This is a genomic window from Microbacterium psychrotolerans, assembly GCF_031085295.1.
Lineage (GTDB): Bacteria > Actinomycetota > Actinomycetes > Actinomycetales > Microbacteriaceae > Microbacterium > Microbacterium psychrotolerans.
This window is the reverse complement of the sequence record NZ_JAVFWO010000003.1, coordinates 515574-536263: the sequence shown is the minus strand read 5'-3', so window position 1 is coordinate 536263 and position 20690 is coordinate 515574. Positions and strand designations below refer to the sequence as shown.

General features: G+C 73.2%; 1 protein-coding gene (only partly in view). It reads right to left on the bottom strand.

Annotated elements, in window-relative coordinates; translation table 11 throughout:
• Window positions 1-69: 69 nt before the first annotated feature.
• Window positions 70-20690 carry the 3' portion of a hypothetical protein gene (locus tag Q9R08_RS11405; protein ID WP_308868134.1) on the bottom strand. 12040 nt of this gene lie beyond the right edge of the window, so 20621 of the gene's 32661 nt are visible here — the last part of the coding sequence; its start codon lies off the right edge, out of view; it ends in the stop codon at window positions 70-72.

The following is a 20690-nucleotide window of genomic DNA, read 5'->3' as shown; positions in this document are numbered from 1 at the left end:
GCCCACCTGCGCGCGGGCGTCAGTCCTGACGGCAGCGACGCCCGTCAGGCGTGACTGCGGCGACGCGCGTCAGGCCTGACGGCGGCGACGCGCGACGAGGAGCAGCAGGCCGAGGAGGAGGAGGCCGAGGCCCGACAGCATCCAGCCGCTGAGGCCGTCGAGGCCGGTCGCGGCCAGGGCGCCGTTGCTTCCTCCCGCCGAAGCTCCCGGCTGACCCGTGCCGCCGGGCTGCCCCGGCTCCTCCGGCTCGCCGGGCTCCTCGGGCTCGTCCGGCGGGTCGGCGGGCAGGTTGATGTAGACGTTGCGCGCCGCAGCGCCGTCGTACAGCGAGTCGTCGCTGACCACGGTGTGACTGACGGTCTCGACCACCGTGCCCGGGCCCGGCTCGTTGCTCGGAGCTGCCGTGAGCAGCGACGGGAACGGGTGCGGATCGGTCGTCGGCAGCAGCCGGACGATGACCGTCTTGGGCCCTGTCTCCCCGATCTCGAAGATCAGCACCACCTGGTCGTGGAAGGTGAGGCCGCCGTCGATCGAGACCTGCGCGTACGGGATGCCGCCGCCGTACGCGGCCGAGATCGTGATGTGGACGCGGGCCGTCGGCGGCGTCGACAGGGCGATCGTGTAGCTGTCGGTCTCCTTGACTCCGCTCTGCAGCGTGGTCGTGCCGTCCGATTCGACGATGACGACCTCGCCGGTGCCCGGCACCGCCGGCGGCACCGGGATGACGAGCGGCGCCGGGGGCGCGGCATCCTCCGCCGTCAGCACCACGGGTGCGGGCAGCACCACCGGCGCGATCACGAGCGCCGGCAGCGGCACGTGGTACAGCTTCACCAGAAGCCCTGCCCCGAGGATGGCCCTGAGCGCGACGGCCAGTTCCGGCGTGGCGGCCGTCGCCAGCACCTGCACCGTCGGCGTGCCCGCACCGCCGTCGAGCGAGAGGAAGCCGTTCGTCCGATAGCCGCCGGCGAGGAGACGCACCGCGAGGAGGCGGAAGAGGTCGGCCCCGGTCGTGCCCTCGATGCGCAGCTCGGCGCGATGACCGTTGATGACGAAGCGGTCGGCGCCCTCTCCGCCGTACAGCACCGCGGGGAAGCTGACGCCGGCGCTGGCGTTGCCGAACTCGGTCTCGAGCGTCGCGAACGCACTGCCCGGCTGCACGTTCGGCTCGATCCGCGGCGTGGCGAAGAACTGCCCGACCACGAACGTGTCGTCGCCGTCGCCGCCGTACACCGTGGTGATGGCGCTGTTGTCGTCGAACGCGAACACGTCGTCGCCGTCGTAGCCGTTGACGGTCAGCCGCGCGTTGACGCCCTCGTCGTACGCGATGGTCTCGGCTGTGCCTGCCGCGAGGTTCAGCTGGGCGACGAACGCCGCGCGGCGCGCATCCGCGTGCTCGGCGATGCCCGCCAGCGCGCGGAACAGGAACAGGTCGGCGGCATCCGTCCCGTCGATCGTGAGGGTGTTGAGACCGGTGCGCGCCCCGCCGCCGCGCACGACGATGCGGTAGTCGTGGCCGATGGCATCGTCGCCGCCCCAGGTCTGGATGCGGAAGTCGTTGTCGCCGCCGTGACCCCACAGCACCAATGCGTCGCGCACCTCGGTGCCGGCGAAATCGTCGCCGGGCGCCGCGATGTGCGTGCCGGTCATGGTCAGCAGCCACCACACCTGGAACGTGTCGTCGCCCTGCAGCGCGAGCGGGTCGGTCGGGTCGTCGCCGAACGCCTCGGTGTGACCGCCGAGCAGGGTCTCGAGGAAGAAGAAGCCGTCGTCGCCGGCCGCGCCGAAGACCTGCATCGGCCCGTTCACCAGGGCGTGATCGAAGGCGAAGAGATCGTCGCCCGCGTCGCCGTGGACGAAGATCGGGCCGTTCACGACGGTGGCGTCGAACGAGAAGACGTCGTCGCCGAGACCGCCGAACATCCGGGTCGGTGCGCCCGTGACGGTGCCGCCGAAGTAGAGGAGCGACCCGCCGTCGAGGGCCGACGTCTTGCCGAACGAGGCGCGGATGGTCACCGTCGAGCCCGCGATGAGGGTGCCGAGCGGTGCGATCACGTCCTGGCCGACCAGCAGCGTGACGTCGTCGCCGGCGACGACGCGCCCCTCGCTCATGGTCACGAGCTCGTCGATGGTCCGGCCTTCGGTGAGGAGGAAGAGGCTCTCGTCGTCGCCGCCGGCGGCGAACGGCACCGTGAGGCGCACATCGCCGGTGGGCGCCTCGGCGCGGAGTACGAGGAGGGATCCGGACGCCTCGGTCACGTAGATGCCCGTCGGCGGCACGAAGATCACCGCGTCGCCCGGCAGCGACAGCGCGTAGAGCCGCGAGCCGGTGCCCGTGTCGACCACGAGGTCCGCGGAGCGATCAGGGCTGTCCGCTCCGACGGCGCCGCCGACCGCGATGAGGTCGATGTCGTGGCCTGCCACCCGCACCGCCCCCGTCGGCGCATCCGCCTGGATGCCGCCTGCGCGAGTGCGCAGCGCGACGTCGGCGGTCAGGGACTGGGCGAGCGCGACGAACAGCGTGCCTGCCACCTGGTCGAGGAGGATGTCGCCCCCGGCGAGCGCGATCAGCGATCCCCGCGCCGAGAGAGAGGAGCGGATCTCGAGGAAGTCGGGCGCCGTATCGGTCGGGTCGGAGTCGGTGGGATCGATGTCGGGTCCGCCGATCCGGCCCGACACGAGACCTGCGATCATCACGATGCTCCGGCCCGCGACGCGCGGCGTGCCGTCGTCGATGCTGCCCTCGTCGAGGATCGACGCCGTGTCCTGCATCGTCTGCAGGTAGACGTCGTCCGCGGTCGAGGTGATGGTGCCGACGCGAAGGTCGGCGATCGTCTCGTAGTCCTCGACGAAGCCGTTGGTGTACAGGGTGATCTCGCCGTCGCCGTTCTGCGTCGAGTACAGCTGCGCAGGGAACCGCATGCTGAAGAGCGTCGCATCCACGTTCGAGTAGACGACGAACGAGATGTCGGTGGCGATGGACGGATGCCGCACCACGATGTCGTCGCCCGCGCTCAGGTCGCTGAACGTGTAGACGCTGTCGTGAAGCTCGTTCACCGTGCCCCAGGCCACCAGCACCGGGTCGTCGAACCCGCCCCACGGACCCGGGTCGGGGTGGAAGTAGGTGTGGTACTGCCCCGTCGGCGGGACGGTCGTGTTCGACGGCGGATGCGTGACGTTCACCTGCACCCAGTACGACGACATGGCCGGCACGTCGGAGCCGTAGAGCGAGTCGTGAACGAGGAGGTCGATGTCGTCACCGGCGTGGATCGGTCCCAGGATGGGTTGGAAGGCGGTGCCGGCGTAGGGCGATCCGACAGGCATCCGCGCGACGTAGGTGAGGTCAAGGACCACGTCGTCGCGGGCGTCGGCGACGAGCTCCACGGGGCGCGTGGGGTCGACGTCGTCGACGAGGTAGTCGCTCTGGACCAGCACGACGGGGATCGGGAGGCGCACGGGGATGCCGAACAGCGTGAAGCTCGCGCCGATGGTGCCCTGGTTCGCGTGCAGCTGCGCGATGTTCGTGCGGATGCTGCCCGCGCCCTGCGCCCAGATGTCGCCGTGCTCGTTGATCACCCGCGTCGTGCCGATGGGGTTGTCGATGTAGCCGGCGAGGACGATGTCGGGCGTGCCCGGGCCTGCCCAGTCGGCGATGTCGACGAAGGTCGGGATGAAGATGGGCCGGCCGATGTGGAAGCGGAACGCCGACGAGTCCTCGGCCTGCACGTTGACCGTGGCCCCGACGTCGTCGAGGTTGACGACGCTGATCCCGTTGACGCGCAGCAGGCGGCTCGAGTGGTTGTGCAGGCGGACGAAGTCGAACGTGTTCTGCACCTGCAGCGTGCCCCGGTCGCCCGTGAGGGTGCCGACCTGCGAGCCAGCCGGGTTGTTGATAAAGTACGTCGCCGATCCGCCGCCGTTGTTCTCGATCGGGTCGACGACGATCTCCCGGCCCTCCGGGATCGTCTGACCCAGGATGTACACCGTGCCGAGGTCGTCGCGCACGGTCACGGCGTACTTCTTGACGATCTTGCCGGTGCTGTCGACGACGAGCGTCGGGTTCGGCGCGTGCAGCACGACATCGGCGTTCCAGTCGATCCAGCGGTGCCTGTTGTCGTCGGCGCTGTCGTCGTCGCCGCCGAAGTCGATGAAGCCGCCGCCTGTCGACGCGCGCGGATCGACGACGACCTGCAGGTGCAGCGCCTCGACGCGGAGCGTCGCGGTGCGGATGCGGACGCCGGCCTCGCCCGTCACCGAGGAGGTCGCGTTGTACCGGACGATCGCGTCGGCGTCACTGTCGCCGCCGAAGCAGCCGCACGTCGCGCGGGCATCGGCGACGAGGCGCAGGTCGAGGTGCTGCGCGCGGACGGTGACCGTCTGGTAGCCGATGATCTTCGCGCCGCTGACGAGGTGCACGTGCGCGTTCGAGGTGAGGGTGACCTCGGAGCGGGCGTCCGAGTCCTCGAACGCGCCGTCGCCGTTGGAGCGGTTGTGGTCGAGGAGATCGGTCGTGATCATCTGCGCCTCGAGGGTGACGTTGTCGGCCTCGAGGTGCGCCGCCCCGCCGACGGTCAGCGTCGTGTCGTTGTTCGCGACGATGTGGCAGGGGTCGCCGCCGCAGTCGCCGGAGGTCGAGCTGCCGGCGAAGGATCCGCCCGAGGCACCGGCACGGAGCTCGGACTGCATGGCCGTCGACGACGACGCGGCGATGTCGTTCCACGCGGTGATGCGGCCGTCGAGGGTGACATGCGACGTGGTGCCGAGGTCGGCGCGCGTCTGGGCCTCGGTGCCGTGGCCGAAGCCTCCGGCGCTCGAGTAGGCGTACGCGTTGCCGCTCGCGAGCGTGAGCGGATCGATGGTGACGCTGCCCCCCGCACTCGACAGGTCGGTTCCGGGGCGAACCGAGACCGTCGTCGTGGCCTGGGCACTGACCACCGCGCGAGCGTGAGTGATCGAGATGAAGCCGAGGCCGCCGGAGGTGCCGTCCGCGACGGCGGCGGCCGTGTTCAGCGCATGCACGCCGATCTCGCCGCCGGCGGCGATCCGGGCGCCGTCGCCGATCGTCAGGTCGAGGGTGGCGTCGACGGCGACCCGGGGGCGCGTCGCGCCGACCTGGATGAACCCGCCGCCCTCGCCGGCGACCTTCGCCTCGGAGTAGATTCCCGACGGCAGCGAGGGCGCCATCGTGGCGACCTGCAGGTGCTGCGTGCCGGTGCCCGTCGCCGTCAGGTCGACCACGAGCTTTCCACCCCCCAGCGCCGGGCCCAGGTCGACGACGGCCGGGACGAACCGGCTCGTGCCCACGCTGCCGTTCGCGCCGAGCGGACGGGTGAAGCAGACGCCCAGGACCTCGATGAGCTTGAGGCCGAACGAGGTGGCGGTGGCGTTGCAGACCTCGTACACGCCGCCGTTCTGCAATCCGGCGATGGGCTGCTGCCCGGGTGCGAACAGCTGGTGGATGACGCTGCGACCGGTCTCGGAGATGTCGGGCGCAAGACCGAGCGCGGTGATCGGGATGAGCCCGCCGCCGCCGTCGTCGCACGTGCCCAGCGCGTGGCACTGGCTGTCGGCGAGCTGGATGCGGTTGCCGTCGATGCGGATGACCCAGTACGTGGTGTCCTGCGACAGGCCGCCGAGCGGGCCGCCGGTCGCCCGGTATACGACCACGTCGCCGGTCTGCAGTCCGTGCTCGCGGACCGCGATGACGTTGTTGTCCTCGATCTGGAACGTCGGCGGGCTGCCGACCTGGACGGGGCTTCCCTGGGCGTCCACGACGATGTCCACACGCGTGCTGTAGAACGACGCGCGCGCGGCCGGTGCGAGGTACTGCACCATCTGTCCGTCGGTGTACGAGTTGGGTGCGTTGATCAGACCGTTCGCCTCGTCGACGTCGCCGCCGTCGAACTCCACCGGCGCCGACGGGGTGTCGGCGTCGATGAGCTGCACGCGGAAGTCGTCGAGGACGCGGACCCGGTAGGCGTGCCCGTTCACGAGTCCGGCCACGCCGAACCCCGACGCGGTGTAGAAGACGCGCTGGCCGTCGACGAAGCCGTGCTGCCGCGTGAACGTGATCACGTCGTTCGCGGGATCGACCTGGGCCGCTTCGAACGCGGCGCCCAGCTGGATCTGCGTGGGCGAGACGACGATCACGCCGTACTTCGCGCCGTCGGTCAGGCCGCCGACGGCGGTGCCGCCGCTGCGGTCGTAGCGCACGGTGGCCGAGTCGTCGAGCGTGTGGGCTCCCGAGAGCGTGATCGTGTTCGTGCCGAGGTCCACGCCGCTGACCGCGTCGAAGGCGTAGACCGGCAGCGGCGGCGGGGTCGCCGAGTTCTGGTGCGCCGTGAGCGTCACCGCTCCCCCGGCCCACAGCGTCGTGCCGTTCGCGACCGACATTCTCACGGTGGGGAACGTCTCGGCCAGCGCGCTGTTGGACGACACCGCGAGCGCCGCGGCAGAGAAGTTCTCGGCGAACGACCGAGACACCGGCTGGGCGGCCGCCCGCACGTCGATGTCGCCCGAGACCACGATCGGCGTTCCGACTCCGACGATCGCCTCGGCGACGGGGCGCACCCGCGCCCACGCGGCGCCGGAGTCGATGGTGATCGCGCCGATGGCGGTGCTCGAGAGCTTCGCGGTCGCGGTGTCGGATGTCGTCGCGTGGACGCCGAGAGACGCGGCCGTGGGCACCGTGGCGGCGAAGAGGGCCAGCGTCGAGGAGTCCACGAGCGCCTTCGGCTCGGCCACGCCGACGGTGATGGCGCCCCCGTTGACGCCGCCGCCTGCGGCGGTGGCGGCGTTGGTCGCGGTCGCGTCGACCGTCAGCGCGGCTGCGGGCGCGTGCACCGTGGCGCCGTCGTGCACGCGCGCCCGGGTGACCGCGGCGTCGGTGATGAGCGCCTCGGCACTGGAGATGCTGACGGCGATCACGCCGAGCGCGAGGCTTCCCGAGGTGGCCGAGACGGCGCGGTTCGCGGTCGCTCGGACGGCGAGCGACGTGCCGCCGACCTGACGCGGCGCGGCGTCTGCCACGGCTGCCGCGGCGATGCGGGCCGTCGGCACCGACACGCCGACCACGAGCAGGCCGCCCGAGACCAGGTCGCTCTTGGCGGTCGCCGCGGCCGTCAGCACGGTCTCGACGAGGACGCCCCCCGAGGTCGCCAGCATCCCGGTGCCGTAGCGGGACGAGACGGCGGCCGAGCCGTACACCTCGGCGTCGACGACCGAGCCCGTGATGCCGACGAGCGAGATCCCGACCGCCTCGATCGTCGCGTCGGCCTTCGCGTGGCCGAGGGCGCGGACCGAGACGCCGGTCGAGCCGATGATCGTCCCGTCGAACGCTGCCGTGACCGGCGCCCCGATGGTCGCCTGCGCGACGACGACGCCCGCCTTGACCGCTCCGCCGCCGGCGCTGTCGATGCCGGCGAGGACGTGCGTGCCGTCGCGGCTCTCGGCGAGGAGCGACACCGCGCCGGATGCGGCGAGCATGACGCCTGCGGCGACGGATGCCGTCGTCGCAGCGGATTCGGCGATCGTCGCGGCGGCCACCGTGCCGCTCACCCCGATGATCGCGATGGAGGTGAGCTCGGCGGTGGCGTCGACGGCGTTGCGCGACGATGCCGTCACCCCGAACGACGTGGAGGTGGCAGGACCCGCGGCGAACGCGGCGCGCGTCGCGGCGGCGACGGTCGCCCGCGGGAGGAGCCCGTTGATGTCGAGCCCGGCGACGGTGATCTTCTTCATGTCGGTCGCCGCGGTGTTCTCGGACCACGCTGTCACCGCGACGGCGCCGCTGCCGCCGCGCACGTCGGCCGTGCCCGCGGCGACCTCGGCGGTGATGCCCGCGGCGTCGGTGACGATGGCCAGCGCCGAGCCGAAGCCGCCGTTGTACAGCCCGGCCTCGATGTATGCGGCCGATGCCGTCGCGAGATTGGTTCCGCGCGCCTCGACGGTGAGCCCGTTGCCGACGAGTCCGGCGCGCAGCTCGGCGCGGGTGGCGGCGGCGATCGTTGCGCTGATGATACGGACGTTGGCGTTGATGAGACCGATGGTCGCGGCATCCGAATCGACGTCCGCCGTGTTGTTCGCCTGCGCGACCACCGTGGTCGCGCCGTTGGACCACACCGGCGAGAAGATCGACGCGCGGGTGGCCGCGGACGCGGCGATCTCGGACTCGGCGTACGCCACGCTCACCTGGAGGATGCCACCGAAGCCGGCGGTGAAGGTCTCGGCCGCGGCGCGGTTGGTGGCGGTGCTGCGCACCTCTGCCGAGCCCGACCCGCCGATGACGCTGTACACCTCGGCCGTGGTCGCGCCGCGCAGGAACGCCGTCGCGACGTACCCGCCGCCGGAGACCAGACCGCCGGAGCCCGCCGTGACGATGGCGCTAGCCAGGTTGCCCGATCCGCCGTCGGTGAGGATGCGCGCGCGGGCGGCGACGAGGCCGGTCGAGAACACGGTGCCGAGCTCGATGACGGCGCGCACGAGCGCCGCCGCGGTCACCTCGGCGCTCGCCTCGACGCCCTGGCCGCTGCCGAGGAGTCCGATGCCGATCACGAAGGCCTCCGCGAGCACCTGGTTCTGTCCCTCGGCGTCGACGGTGAGCGAGCCGGAGGCCGCGACATCCGCCCGGAAGACGGCCTCGGTGCGGCCGGTGATCAGCGCCTCGGGGTTCATGAAGCTGGCGGAGATCGCCGAGAGGCTGCCACCGGGGGTGTAGGCGTCGGCCCGGTTGCGCGAGGTGGCCCGCATCGCGATCGCGCCGCCGGCCGAGATCCACGAGCCGTCGACGGCGGTCGCGGTGGTCTCGCGCGCGATGGTGGCGTGGGCGAGCGTGACGCCGATCGCGACGGCCCCCACCTGTACGTTCACCGTGTCGGCGTCGATGACGTTGCGGGCGTCGGCGGTGATCGTCGCCCCGCCGCTGAGGAACGCGATGCCGGCGAACTCGGCGGCGGTGCTGCCGGTGATGTCGGCGATCGCACCGGCGCCGGTGCCGCTTCCGGCGAGGCCGACCGACACCGAGAACGCGGTGACCGGCACCGAGATGTCGGAGACCGCCGTGACGCGCAGGCCTCCGGCCGGTGCGGCTGCGGTGCCGATGGCGACGGCCCCCACGCGTCCGACGGTGTCGCCGCGGACGTCGGCGGTCGCGACCGATGCACCTGCCGCGGCGAGCGCGATGGCCAGGCCCAGCGACAGCGGGCGGACGTCGCGGTCCGCCGCGGCATCCGCCGAGACGATGCCGCCGGCGACCGGGATGACCACGCCGTCGTCGATGTGCGCCGTCTGGCGGGCGTCGGTGTCGAGCACGAGGATCTGGCCGCCGACCGATACCGCTCCGATCTGGCCGGTGAAAGCGATCGCCTCGGTGGCCTCCCCGTACGTGGCCCGCGTGGCGACGTCGCCGCCCGCCCGTACGGTCGTGCCAGTCGCGATGCCGGCGTCGACCGTGGAGCGCAGCGTCGCCACGAGCACGGATGCCCCGACCGCGACGATGCCGCCCGTCGCCGAACCGGCCAGTCCGAAGTAGCTGTCGCGCGCGTCGGCCGTGACCGCGACCGAGCCGCCGGTCAGGATGAACGCGCCGACGCCGATGCGGCTCGTCGTGCCGCGCAGCGGAGGGGGCGATGAGAACGCGCTCGAGGCGAGCGACGTGCCCGGCGCGGCGCCGGCGACCCCCGCGGCTGCGGCGTCGATGCCCGCCTGCTTGCGCTGGGCGGTGTTCGTGCCCGACGAGTCGTTCGCGCCGCCGAGGATCGACAGGTACCCGTTGGCGCCCGTGCCCGACGCGTGCTGGTCGGCCTGGTTCTGCGGCGTGCCGTCGGATGACGAGAGCGCGTCCTTCGGGCCGCTGCCGTCGTCGTAGGCGCCGGTGGGCTGGCCGCCCGCCGTCCACACCGAGACCGACGCCGTGACGCCGACCGCGCCGCCGCCCGCGCTCACCGCGTACGTCTGAATGTGACGCACTGACAGCGCCTGCACCCGCAGGTGCGAGCTCGCCTGGATCGACGCGTAGTCGCCGACCAGGGCGTTGGCGGCGACGTCCACGACGCCGATGTCGATTCCACCCGCGACGCCGACGAAGCCGCCCGCGACGCCACCGCCGATGGTGAAGGTGTCGGTGAGATCGGTCGCCGTGACCGAGACGCTCTGCAGGGCACCCGCACCGGCCCGGTCGCTGTTCACGAAGGTGCGGTCTGCGGATGTGCTCTCGATCGCGGCGACCGTCGTGCCGCGGATCAGCGTGACGTTGACGGCGCCCGAGACGCCGACGAAGCCGGCACCGCCCGAGATCGCCATGCCGAAGACGTGCTGGGCCGACGAGGCGAGCAGGGCGAGGCCCGACTGGCCGGCGGCGGGGAACGTGTCGCCGCTGATCGTGCCGAGCGGGATGCCGCCGAGCACCCAGCCGCGGGCCGCACGCGCGTCGACGATGCTGCCCGCGCCGATCGTCGCGGCGGTGTCCTTCACGGCCGACACGACCGCGACACCGGCACCGACGCCGACGAAGCCGACGCCCAGACCGCCCGACACGACGGTGAAGCCGGTGCGGTCGTCGGCGGCCACGAGGATGTTGTTGCCCGCGTCGAGCGTGACGTGACGCCCGACCCGGCCGTGGGTATGCGTGTCGAGGACGACGGCGGCGACCGCTGCCGCGACCCCCGCGACGCCGGCGCCGAGTGCCGCCGCGATCGCCGTGATCTCCTGGCTGCCGACCGCCGACAGGAGGATGTCACCCGCGGCGCGGACGATCGCGTCGTCGGCGATGGTGGCGTCGACGTCGAGCGTCACGATGTCGACCGTCGCGTTCGTGGCGACACCGGCCATGCCGCCGCCGACCGCGGCCGAGACCATGAGCTGACGGAACGCGCCACCGGCGGCGACGGTGACGGACTGCCAGGGCGCCGCGCCGGTGTTGTCGTCGTTCACACGGGCCAGGCGGCCGACGAAGGCGTCGGTGTCGGCGGTCACCACGTTGACGTTGCCCGCTACGCCGACCCCGGCGGTGGCCGCGACGGCGGCACTCGCGCCGACGGCGAGGATCTCGTCGCTGTTGTTGGCGACGACCGCGACCCCGTACATCGCGCCGGTGCGCGGCGTGAGGACGCGGATGCCGGTGATCTTCGCGGGGTCGCCGGGCGACTGCATCCCCTGCCGCACGAAGCTGTGGGCGCGGCCGGTGGCCGTCGCCGGGTTCAGGTCGATGAGCGCGAACGGGGTGCCGCTGCAGCCCGACGCCGTCGGGTCGGCCTGGCACTTGGTGCGCGCCAGCTGGAAGCTGTGGGCTCCGGTGACGACCACGTAGTAGGTCTCACCGTCGACGAGGCCGCCGATCGGCGCTCCCCCGTTGGCCGTGTACGTCACGGCGTCGCCGGTGACCAAGGGCGTGGCGGAGTTGTCGGCCTTGTCCTTGGGCATGTCGTACGGCAGGTTCACCGTGTCGGACCCGCCGTCGACGTCGCTCGCCGGCGTCAGGTACGGCGCGATGCGCTCGGGCACGGTTGCCTGGTCGGTCGGGAAGATGCGGTGCGACTGACCGGGCCGGGCGGGCGACGCGAGCGCGATCGGGGCACCGCCCGAGGTCGCCGTCAGGCGCAGGCGGGTCGGGAACGCCGCGTCGACGATCGCGAAGTACGCGGCACCCGGGGTCAGCCCCACGATCGCCTGGCCGCCGCCGGTCTCGTACGAGACGCGCTGACCGTTCTCGATGCCGTGCACGTAGCCGAGCTCGAGCTGGTTGCCTCCGATGATGGCCGTCTGCGGGTTGAAGCGGGTGTCGATGTAGTGGACGTCGTAGCCCCCGAGCGTACCCATGAGCCCCGAGCCGCCGGCCAGCGCGGTCACCCGCGACAGATCGCCGATGAAGGCGGTCGTGGTCTTCTTCAGCACCGGCACCGCGGCCGTGAGGCCGACCGACGCCGTGCCGCTGACGGCGACCGAACCTGCGACGATGTCCATCGACAGCACCTCGTTGGCCGAGATGCGCGCGCTCCCGCCGGCGACGACGACGGCACGGGATGCCGCGCATGCGCCTTCGCTCGCGACCGCGGCCCCGCACACCTCGCCGACGAACGCCTTGGTCACGATCGTGTACACCGACACCGTGGCGTTGGCCGAGACGGCGGCGGTCCCGCCGACGCTGCCGCCGGCGGCGACGCTCGTGACCGTCTCACTCGACGTGGCGTCGACGGTCGCGTCGCCGCTCACCGTGACGAGCGTCTGCGGTGCGATCCAGGCCTGCGTGGACTTGTTCACGACCTGCACGTCGGCGCCGAGCCCGACGCCCGCGGTGCCACCGACAGCGAGCTGGCCGGCGATGCCGCGCAGCGTCGTGTCGTCGGATGCCGCGATCCGCAGGCCCGCGGATCCCCCTGCGGCCACGCCGTCCACGGTGACGCTGCGGTCGAGGTGGGCGTGCGTCGTGTTGTTCTGGACGCCGACGGTCGCCGCCCCCGCGAGACCGGCCGTGCCGCCCACGCCTCCGCCGACGGCGACGAGCCACAGATCCTCGCTCTGCGTGGCCGCCAGCGAGAGGCCGAGGCCGCCGCGGGCCCACAGCTCGGCCTCGGCCCCGGCGAACGCGTCGACGATGCCGGTGCGGACGAAGACGACCGACGAGAGTCCCAGGCCGGCGGTGCTCGCGGCGCCGATCGCACCGGCGAACAGGGTCATCGTGACCGGGTCGGCCGCGGCGATGGTCATCGAGCCGCGGGCGCGGAGAGCGGTCGGCGTCTCGGCGGTGCTGTCGACGTAGGCCCGTGTGCCCGGCGCACCGGACCCCTGATTGACGACGAGTACGACGAACGAACCCGCGATGCCGGCATCCGACGCGACGCCCCCGCCGGCCACGATCTGCGTGAAGGTCTCCCCCGCGGTCGCCAGCAGCCACGCCGAGCCGCCGAGGTCGGCGGTGACGCCGCGGCCGACGTAGGCCCGCACGTCCTTGTTGTGCACGCCGACGATGAGCGCGAACCCGACGCCTGCGCTGCCGGTGCTCGCGCCGAGCGAGCCCGCGACGTCGGCGAACTCGGTCTGGTCGGACGCGGTGAACGAGAGGTCCTGGGCCGCGGCCGTCGGGATGCCCTGGTTGACCGAGGCGGCATCGCCGAGCCACGCCCGCGTCGCGCGGTTCACGACGTTGACGACCAGCGATCCGCCGACGCCGGCATCGCCCCCGCCGAGCGCCGCGCCGAGCGCGACGCCGGTGAACGCCGGCAGCTGGATGAGCGGAACCTCGGGTGCCGCGAGCGGGACGAGGGATGCGGACGCCCGGCCGATGATCGCTCCGCCTGCCTCGATCGTGGTCGGGCGCGCGAAGGTCGAGTCGATGTGGGCGAGCGTGGTCGACTCCACGAACTGCACCACGATGCCGGCGCCGACGCCGCTGCCGTTCGTCGTCAGCGCCGCGGAGGCGGCGAGACCCTGCAGGCCCATCGGGTGGGAGGCGTCGAGTGAGATGCCGTCCGTGACGACGAGGGTGGAGCCGTCGCCGATGACCGCCTCGTTGACGAGGACGAGCACCTGCACCGCGACCGACCCGGCGACGGCCGCGTCGCCCTGTCCTGCCGCCGCGGCGATCGCCCACGCCTGGAAGTCGTTGCGCGCATTCACGGGAGTCAGCCCCGTGATCGCGACGGAGCCGGCCGTGACGTCCGCGCCGGCGCCGATGGAGCCGCGGTTCGTGACCGTCGCGACGTTCAGGGCGACGGCGGCGCCCACGGTGTTCGTGTCGCTCTCGATGCTCCACGAGGTGCCGAGCGCCTTGGCCGCGGCATCCGTCTCGTTCGAGGCGAGCACCGCGAAGACGCCGTCGACCACGATCGTGAGGTCGGGCGCGACGGTCGCCAGGCTGTCGACCGTGACCCAGTCGACCGCGACGGCCGCGGCGACGCCGACGCCGTCGCTCGACTGGCCGGACTGCCCGCTCGCCTGGCCGTTGCCCTGCGAGACGCTGTCGCTCGACGACGGGAGGCTGCCGCCGAAGCCGCTCGTCGCCGGCGTGCCCTCGAGCTGCTGCTGCGCCTGCTGGTCGGCGTTCTCGGCATCGCCGCCGCTCTCGGAGCCGCCGAGCGTGCCGCGTGCGCTGGCCTTGGCGGAGGCGCTCGCGTGCAGCTCGGTCGCGGCGATGAGCCAGAGTGCGCCGGCGGTGATGTCGCGGACGACCGTCGCCCGCACGTCGATGTCCACCACGTTGACGACGATGATCGCGCCGATCGCGACGCTGCCACCGGCGGCGTCCGCATCGCCCTCGACCGTCACCGATCCGGAGTGCGTCGCCCGCACCATCACCGTGCCGGTCGCGACGAACGGTCGCGGACCGGGGGTGCCGATGCGCGCCAGCACCACCGGGAGCACGACGTTGATGCCGACCGCGGGGCTGACCGCGGTGCCGCCCTCGGAACCGGCGGTCACCTCGTTGAGCACGGCGTCGGTGTGGTCGGCGCGCACGGTGACGTTGGCGCCGCCGGTGACGTCGGCGCCGTCCTCGATCTCGGCGCGCGTGACGTCGTCGGAGATGACGTTGATCGCGACGGATGCCCCGACCCCGGTGCTCGAGCCCCCGCCGGTTGCATCGGCCTTCGCCTTGGCGGTGTCGGTGCGGCGGTTCTCGCCCGCGACCAGCACATCGCCGGTGCCGAAGTCGACGCGGGCGCTGGACGGGATCCACGCCTCGGTGCTGTCGAACACGATGTTCAGCGCGACGGCGCCCGCAACGCCCACGTCGTCGGATCCGGCGCCTGCGTTCGCGATCGCCGAGAAGTCGTGCGTGGTGTCGGAGCCGACCGTCGTCATGAGCGCCGCAGCGGTGAAGCCATCGGCCGCGATGACGGCGTGGTCGCCGACCCACGCGTTGTTGACGAGGAAGACGAGGTTGAGCGCGACTGCGGCACCGACGCCCGCGTCGTCCTGCGCCAGCGCGGTGCCGCTCGCCTCGGCCTTGCCGTCGACCTGCGCCGACGAGGTGAGCCAGACATGGCCGCCGGCCGTCAGCACCAGGGTGTCGGGCAGCCATGCGGTGAAGCTGACGTCCGAGATCGTGAGCGCGACCGCGCCGGCGACCGACACGCCGCCGTCGCTCGTCGACGCCGACGGGCTCTCGCTGTTCTGGACGCCCGCGCCGCCCTGGCCGAGGCTGGCGGTGTTCGCGTAGTCCCGCTGATCCTGCACCTGGCCGTCGACGCCGCCCGAGGGGGCGTCGCCGCTGGACTCGCCGGGAGCGCCGCTCGCCGAAGCCGTCGCGGTCGCGCCGTTGAGGGAGGACCCCGTCGTCGAGAACGCCATCCAGCCACCCGACGTGATGCTGCGGCGCGTCGTCGCGAAGACGCTGTCGAACGCGAAGTTCAGCGCGATCGCGACGCCCACGGCGGCGTCCCCGGCGTCGGTCGCCACCGCGCCGGCCGTCGTGTGCGCGGCGGTGTGCTGCATGGCCGAGACGAGCACGTTGCCGGTGACCGCGATCGGCCCCGAGGCGAGCGAGCCGATGACGGCGGTGGTGCTCACGTCCGAGACGGTGATCGCGATCGACGGTGTGACGGTGATGTCGCCGCCCTTGGCGCCCATGCTGGCCTCGGTCGTGGTGCGGCTCACCGACGAGGCCGCGACCGTGAGATCCTCGGCGCCGGTGAGCGAGACCTCGTCGTCGAGACGCGCGTGCGTGTCGCTGGTGACGAGCGCGAGAGCGAAGGATGCCCCGACCCCCGCGTCGCCGGTGGCCACGACGCCTTCGCCCGCGGCGAGCGCCTTGACCGTGGTGTCGATCTCGCTGCCCGCGCCGAGCGTGGCGTCGCCGCCGGTGAGGATCACGGTGCCGGAGACGGCGGCCAGGGTGTCGAACCACACCAGGCCGAGCGCCACCGATCCGGCCACGGACACCTTGCCGCCGCCCGCGCCCGAGGACGCCACGGCGCGGATCGTGGAGGTGTCGTCGGCGCCGTCCATCGTGATCGTGGCGAGCACGGCGAGCGCGTGCGCGCGGAGCGTCAGGGCGGCCGGCACGATCGAGCGGTTCACCACGTCGACGTACGTGATCGCGACGCCGGCGCCGATCGCCGCGTCGCCGCCGCGAGACGCCGAGCCGTCGCCGCCGGAGGCGGCATCGGTGTTCTGCGACGACGAGAGCGTGGCCGTGCCGGTCGCCGTGACCGCCGACACCTGGGACTCGACGATCGAGCGGGCGCGGACGGTGGCGATGACGATGCCGATCGCGGCGGCGACGTTGACCGGACCCGAGCTGGTCTCGGCGTTGGGCGTCTGGGTGTCACCCGAACCCTCGACGCCGTAGTCGCCGGCGACCTCATCGGCGTAGTCGCGCTGGCCGCCGACCTGCTCGTCGACGCCGGTGCCGGCGGCACCGCCCTCGGTCGCGGGGTCGCCGGTGCCGGCGTCCTCGTCGTTCTCCGGGGCCCCGGCCGCGGAGGCGGCCGCCAGTGCGCTCGAGCGCGACCAGCTGAATGCCTGCATCGTCAAGTCGCCGCCGGCCGTGGTGTCGCGGCCGAGCATCGCCGTCACCGTGTGGTTGGCGATGGTGAGTGCCAGGCCGACGCCGACCGCCGCGTCATCGGTCGCGACGGCGGCGGCAGACGCCGAGTTCTCGGCCGAGGCGTGCTGCGTGGCGCGGATCAGCACGTCGCCGCCGGCCGCGAGCACGCCGGTGCCGATCCGCGCGAGGGTCGTGACGTTGGAGAGGACGATGGCGACGGCGGGCGCGATGGCGACGCCGCCGCCTTTGGCGCCCATGCGGGCCTCGGTCGTCGTGGCGTCGCGGGCCTCCGCGGCCAGGCTCAGGTCGTGCGCCCCGGTCACCGACACGTCATCTCCGATGAGCGCGGTGGTGCGGTGCGTGTCGAGCGTGAGCGCGAAGGATGCCCCGACTCCGGCGTCGCCGGTGCCGCTCGCGCCGTCGCCCACCGGGAGTGCGGTGACGGTGCCGGCGACGGCGCTCCGCGCCAGGAGGGTGACATCACCGCCGGTGACGATCAACGTGCCGAGGACCGCGGCGAGCGTGTCGGTGGTGACGATGGCGATGGCGACCGAGCCGGCGACCGACACGTTGCCGCCCGCCGCACCCGAGGAGGCGGCGGCTCCGAACGTCGAGGTGACATCGGCGCCGTCGGCCGTGACTGTGGCCGACAGTGTGATGTCGTGCGCCGTCACCGTGAGGTACGCGGGAACCGTCGCCCGGTTCGTCGTGGTCGAGAAGGTGAGCGCGACGCCGGCGCCGATCGTGGCGTCGCCGTCACCGGCGGCCGATCCATCGCCTCCCGAGCGGGCGTCGGTGTTGACGCTCGTCGCCAGCACGACGGCACCCGCCGCGGTGATCGAGCCCACCGTCGGCTCGACGACCGTCTCGGCGCGGACTGTCGAGACCGCGATGCCCACGGCTGCCGCGACGCTGACGGGTCCCTCGCTCGTCTCGGCGCTCGGGTTGTCGGTCGTTCCGGAGTCCTCGCCGCCGTTGGCGGTCGAGACGTCGTCGGCGTGGTCCCGCTCGCGCTGCGCCAGCTGGTCGACGCCGGTGCCCGAGCCGCCTCCCGGGTTGCCCGGGTCGCCGGAGTCCTCGTTCTCGGGCGCGCCGGCCGCCGACGCCGCCGCGAGGGCGCTCGACGCCGAGATGCCGGCTGCGCGCAGCACGACGTCCGCGCCGGCGGTGACGTTGCGCGCGAGGGCGCTGGTGGCGCCGTGGTTGGCGATGGTGAGGGCCAGCGCGACGCCGATCGCGGCATCCGCGGCGTCCAGCACGGCCGACGATGCCGTCGTGGCCGCCCGGGCGGTCTGCGTGGCCACCATCGTGAGGCTGCCCGTGACGCTCAGGATCCCGGTGCCCATGCGGGTCCACGTCGTGACGTTCGAGAGGGTCACGGCGACTGCCGGCGCGAGCGCGACATCACCGCCCTTCGCACCCATGCGTGCTTCGGTGACGGCGACGTCGGTCGCCGTGGCCGTGGCCGTGACGTTGCGTGCGCCGGTGAGGCCGACGCCGTCGGAGATCTCGGCACTCGTGCGGTCGGTGACGAGGTTGAGTGCGACGGATGCGCCGATGCCGGCGTCGCCGGTGGCGACGACGCCGTCGTCGTGCGGCAGCGCTTTCACCGTGCTCGACACCGAGCTGGTCGCGGTGAGGGCGGCATCGCCGCCGGTGAGGATGACCGTGCCGTCGATGCCGGCGCGGGTGGTGTGGTTGACCACCGCGAGCGCGAACGAGCCGGCGACCGAGATCTTGCCGCCGCCGGCGCCCGAGACGGCCTGGGCGCCCATCGTCGCGGTGGTGTCGGCACCGGCCGCCGTGACGGTGGCGCTCACGATGAGGTCGTGCGCGCGCAGCGTGAGAGTGGCGGGCACGTCGGCCGCGTTCGCCACGTCGGCGAGCGTGAGGGCGACCGCCGCGCCGATCGTCGCGTCGCCGTCGCCGGCCGCCGACCCGTCGGCGGAAGACGCCGCGTCGGTGTTGGCGCTCGTCGCGAGGGCGACGGTGCCCGCCGCCGTGACCGCGGTCACCGCCGGTTCGATGATCGTGCGCGCCCGCACCGTCGACAGCGTGATGGCGATCGCCGCCGCGACGTTGACCGGCCCGTCGCTCGATTCGGCCTCGGGAGCGGCCTGGTCGCCGGAGTCGTCGCCGCCGTTGGCCGTCGCGACCGAGTCGGCGTGCGCACGCTCGCTCGCGGCGAGCTCGTTGACGCCGGTTCCCGACGCCCCGCCGGGGTTGGCCGGGTCGCCGGAGTCCGCGTCGTTCTCGGGCGCGCCCGCGGCGGAGGCCGCGGCGGTCGCCGACGACGCCGAGACGCTCGACGCCCTCAGCGACACGTCGGCGCCCGCCGTGACGCCGCGTCCGAGCGCGCTGGTCACGAAGTGGTTGGCGACGGTGAGCGCGAGCGAGACGCCGATCGCGGCATCCGATGCTCCCAACACCGACGATGAGGACGTCGTCGCCGCCGCAGCCGTCTGGGTCGCCGACATCGTCAGGCTGCCGCCGATGCTGAGCGTGCCGGTGCCGATGCGCGTCGACGTGGTGACGTTCGACAGTGTGATCGCGACCGCGGGCGCCAAGGCGACGTCTCCGCCTGCGGCGCCCATGCGCGCTTCGGTCACCGCGGCGTCGGTCGCCGTCGCCGCGAGCGTGACATGACGCGCACCCGTCAGGCTGACGCCGTCGGCGATGTCGGCCGTGGTCTTGTCGGTGATGAGGTTGAGCGCGACGGACGCCCCGAACCCGAGGTCGCCGGCCCCGGTCACGCCCTCGCCGGCCGGCAGGGCCTTGACCGTGCTCGAGACTGCGCTGGTGGCGGTGAGCGCGGCGTCGCCGCCGGTGAGGACGACGGCGCCGTCGACGCCCGCGCGCGTCGCGTGGTTGACCACGGCCAGCGCGAATGCGCCGGCGACCGAGACGTCGCCGCCGCCCGCTCCGGCGACCGACTGCGCCGAGAAGGTCGACGTCTGATCCGCACCGTTCGGGGTGACGGCAGCCGACACGATGAGGTCGTGAGCGGTGATGGTGAGGGTGGCCGGGACCGTCGCACGGTTGACGACGTCGGCGAGCGTGATCGCGACCGCCGCGCCGATCGTCGCGTCGGTTCCCTGCGATGCCGACCCGTCCCCCGACGACGAGGCGTCGGTGTTCGCCGAGCTCGCGAACGCCGCTGTTCCCCCGGCCTGGACCGATGAGACGCCCGGCTCGACGATCGTCTCGGCGCGCACCGTCGCAAGCGTGATGGCCACGCCGGCCGCGGCGTTGACCTCGCCCTGCGACGACTCGGGGGCGGGCGTCGAGGCCGACCCGGCGCCGTCGCCCCCGTTCGCGGTCGAGGCAGCCCCGGCGTGGCTTCGCTCGGCCTCGACGGCGTCGGTGACGCCCGAGCCCGAGCTTCCGCCGCCGCCCGCGGACTCCGGTGCGCCGGCGGCCGACGCGGCCGCCGACGACGCCGACGTCGAGGTACCGCTCGCGCGCAGCGAGACGTCAGCTTCGGCCGTCACGTTGCGCGCGAGCGAGCTTGTCACCGTGTGGTTCGCGATCGTGAGCGCGAGCGCGACGCCGATCGCGGCATCCGCTGCGGCCGACACGGCCGACGTGGCCGTCGACGTGGCCGACGCCGTCTGCGTCGCGATCATCGTGAGGCTGCCGGTGAGGTTCAGCGCTCCACTGCCGACGCGGGTCGACGTCGTGACGTTCGACAGGGTGACCGCGACCGCGGGTGCGAGCGCGACGTCGCCGCCCTTCGCGCCCATCCGCGCCTCGGTGAGGCCGGTGTCGGTGGCTGTCGCCGACAGGGTGAGGTGATGCGCGCCGGTCAAGGTGCCGCCGTCTGCGACCTCGGCGCTGGTCTCGTCGGTGATGAGGTTCAGCGCGACCGATGCCCCGAATCCGAAGTCGCCGGCGGCCGTCACACCCTCGCCGGCGGGCAGCGCCTTGACCGTGCTCGACACCGCGCCGGCCGCGGTGATCGCCGCGTCACCGCCGGTGAGCACGACGGTGCCGTCGATCGCCGCCCGCGTGAGGTGGGTGACCACGGCGAGCGCGAACGACCCGGCGACCGAGACATCGCCGCCGCCGGCGCCCGAGACGGACTGCGCGGAGATCGTCGACGTCTGGTCGGCGCCGTCGACCGCGACCGTGGACGAGACGATCAGATCGCGGGCGGTGACGGTCACGCCGCTCGGCACGTCCGCGCGGTTGCTCACGTCGGCGAGCGTGATGG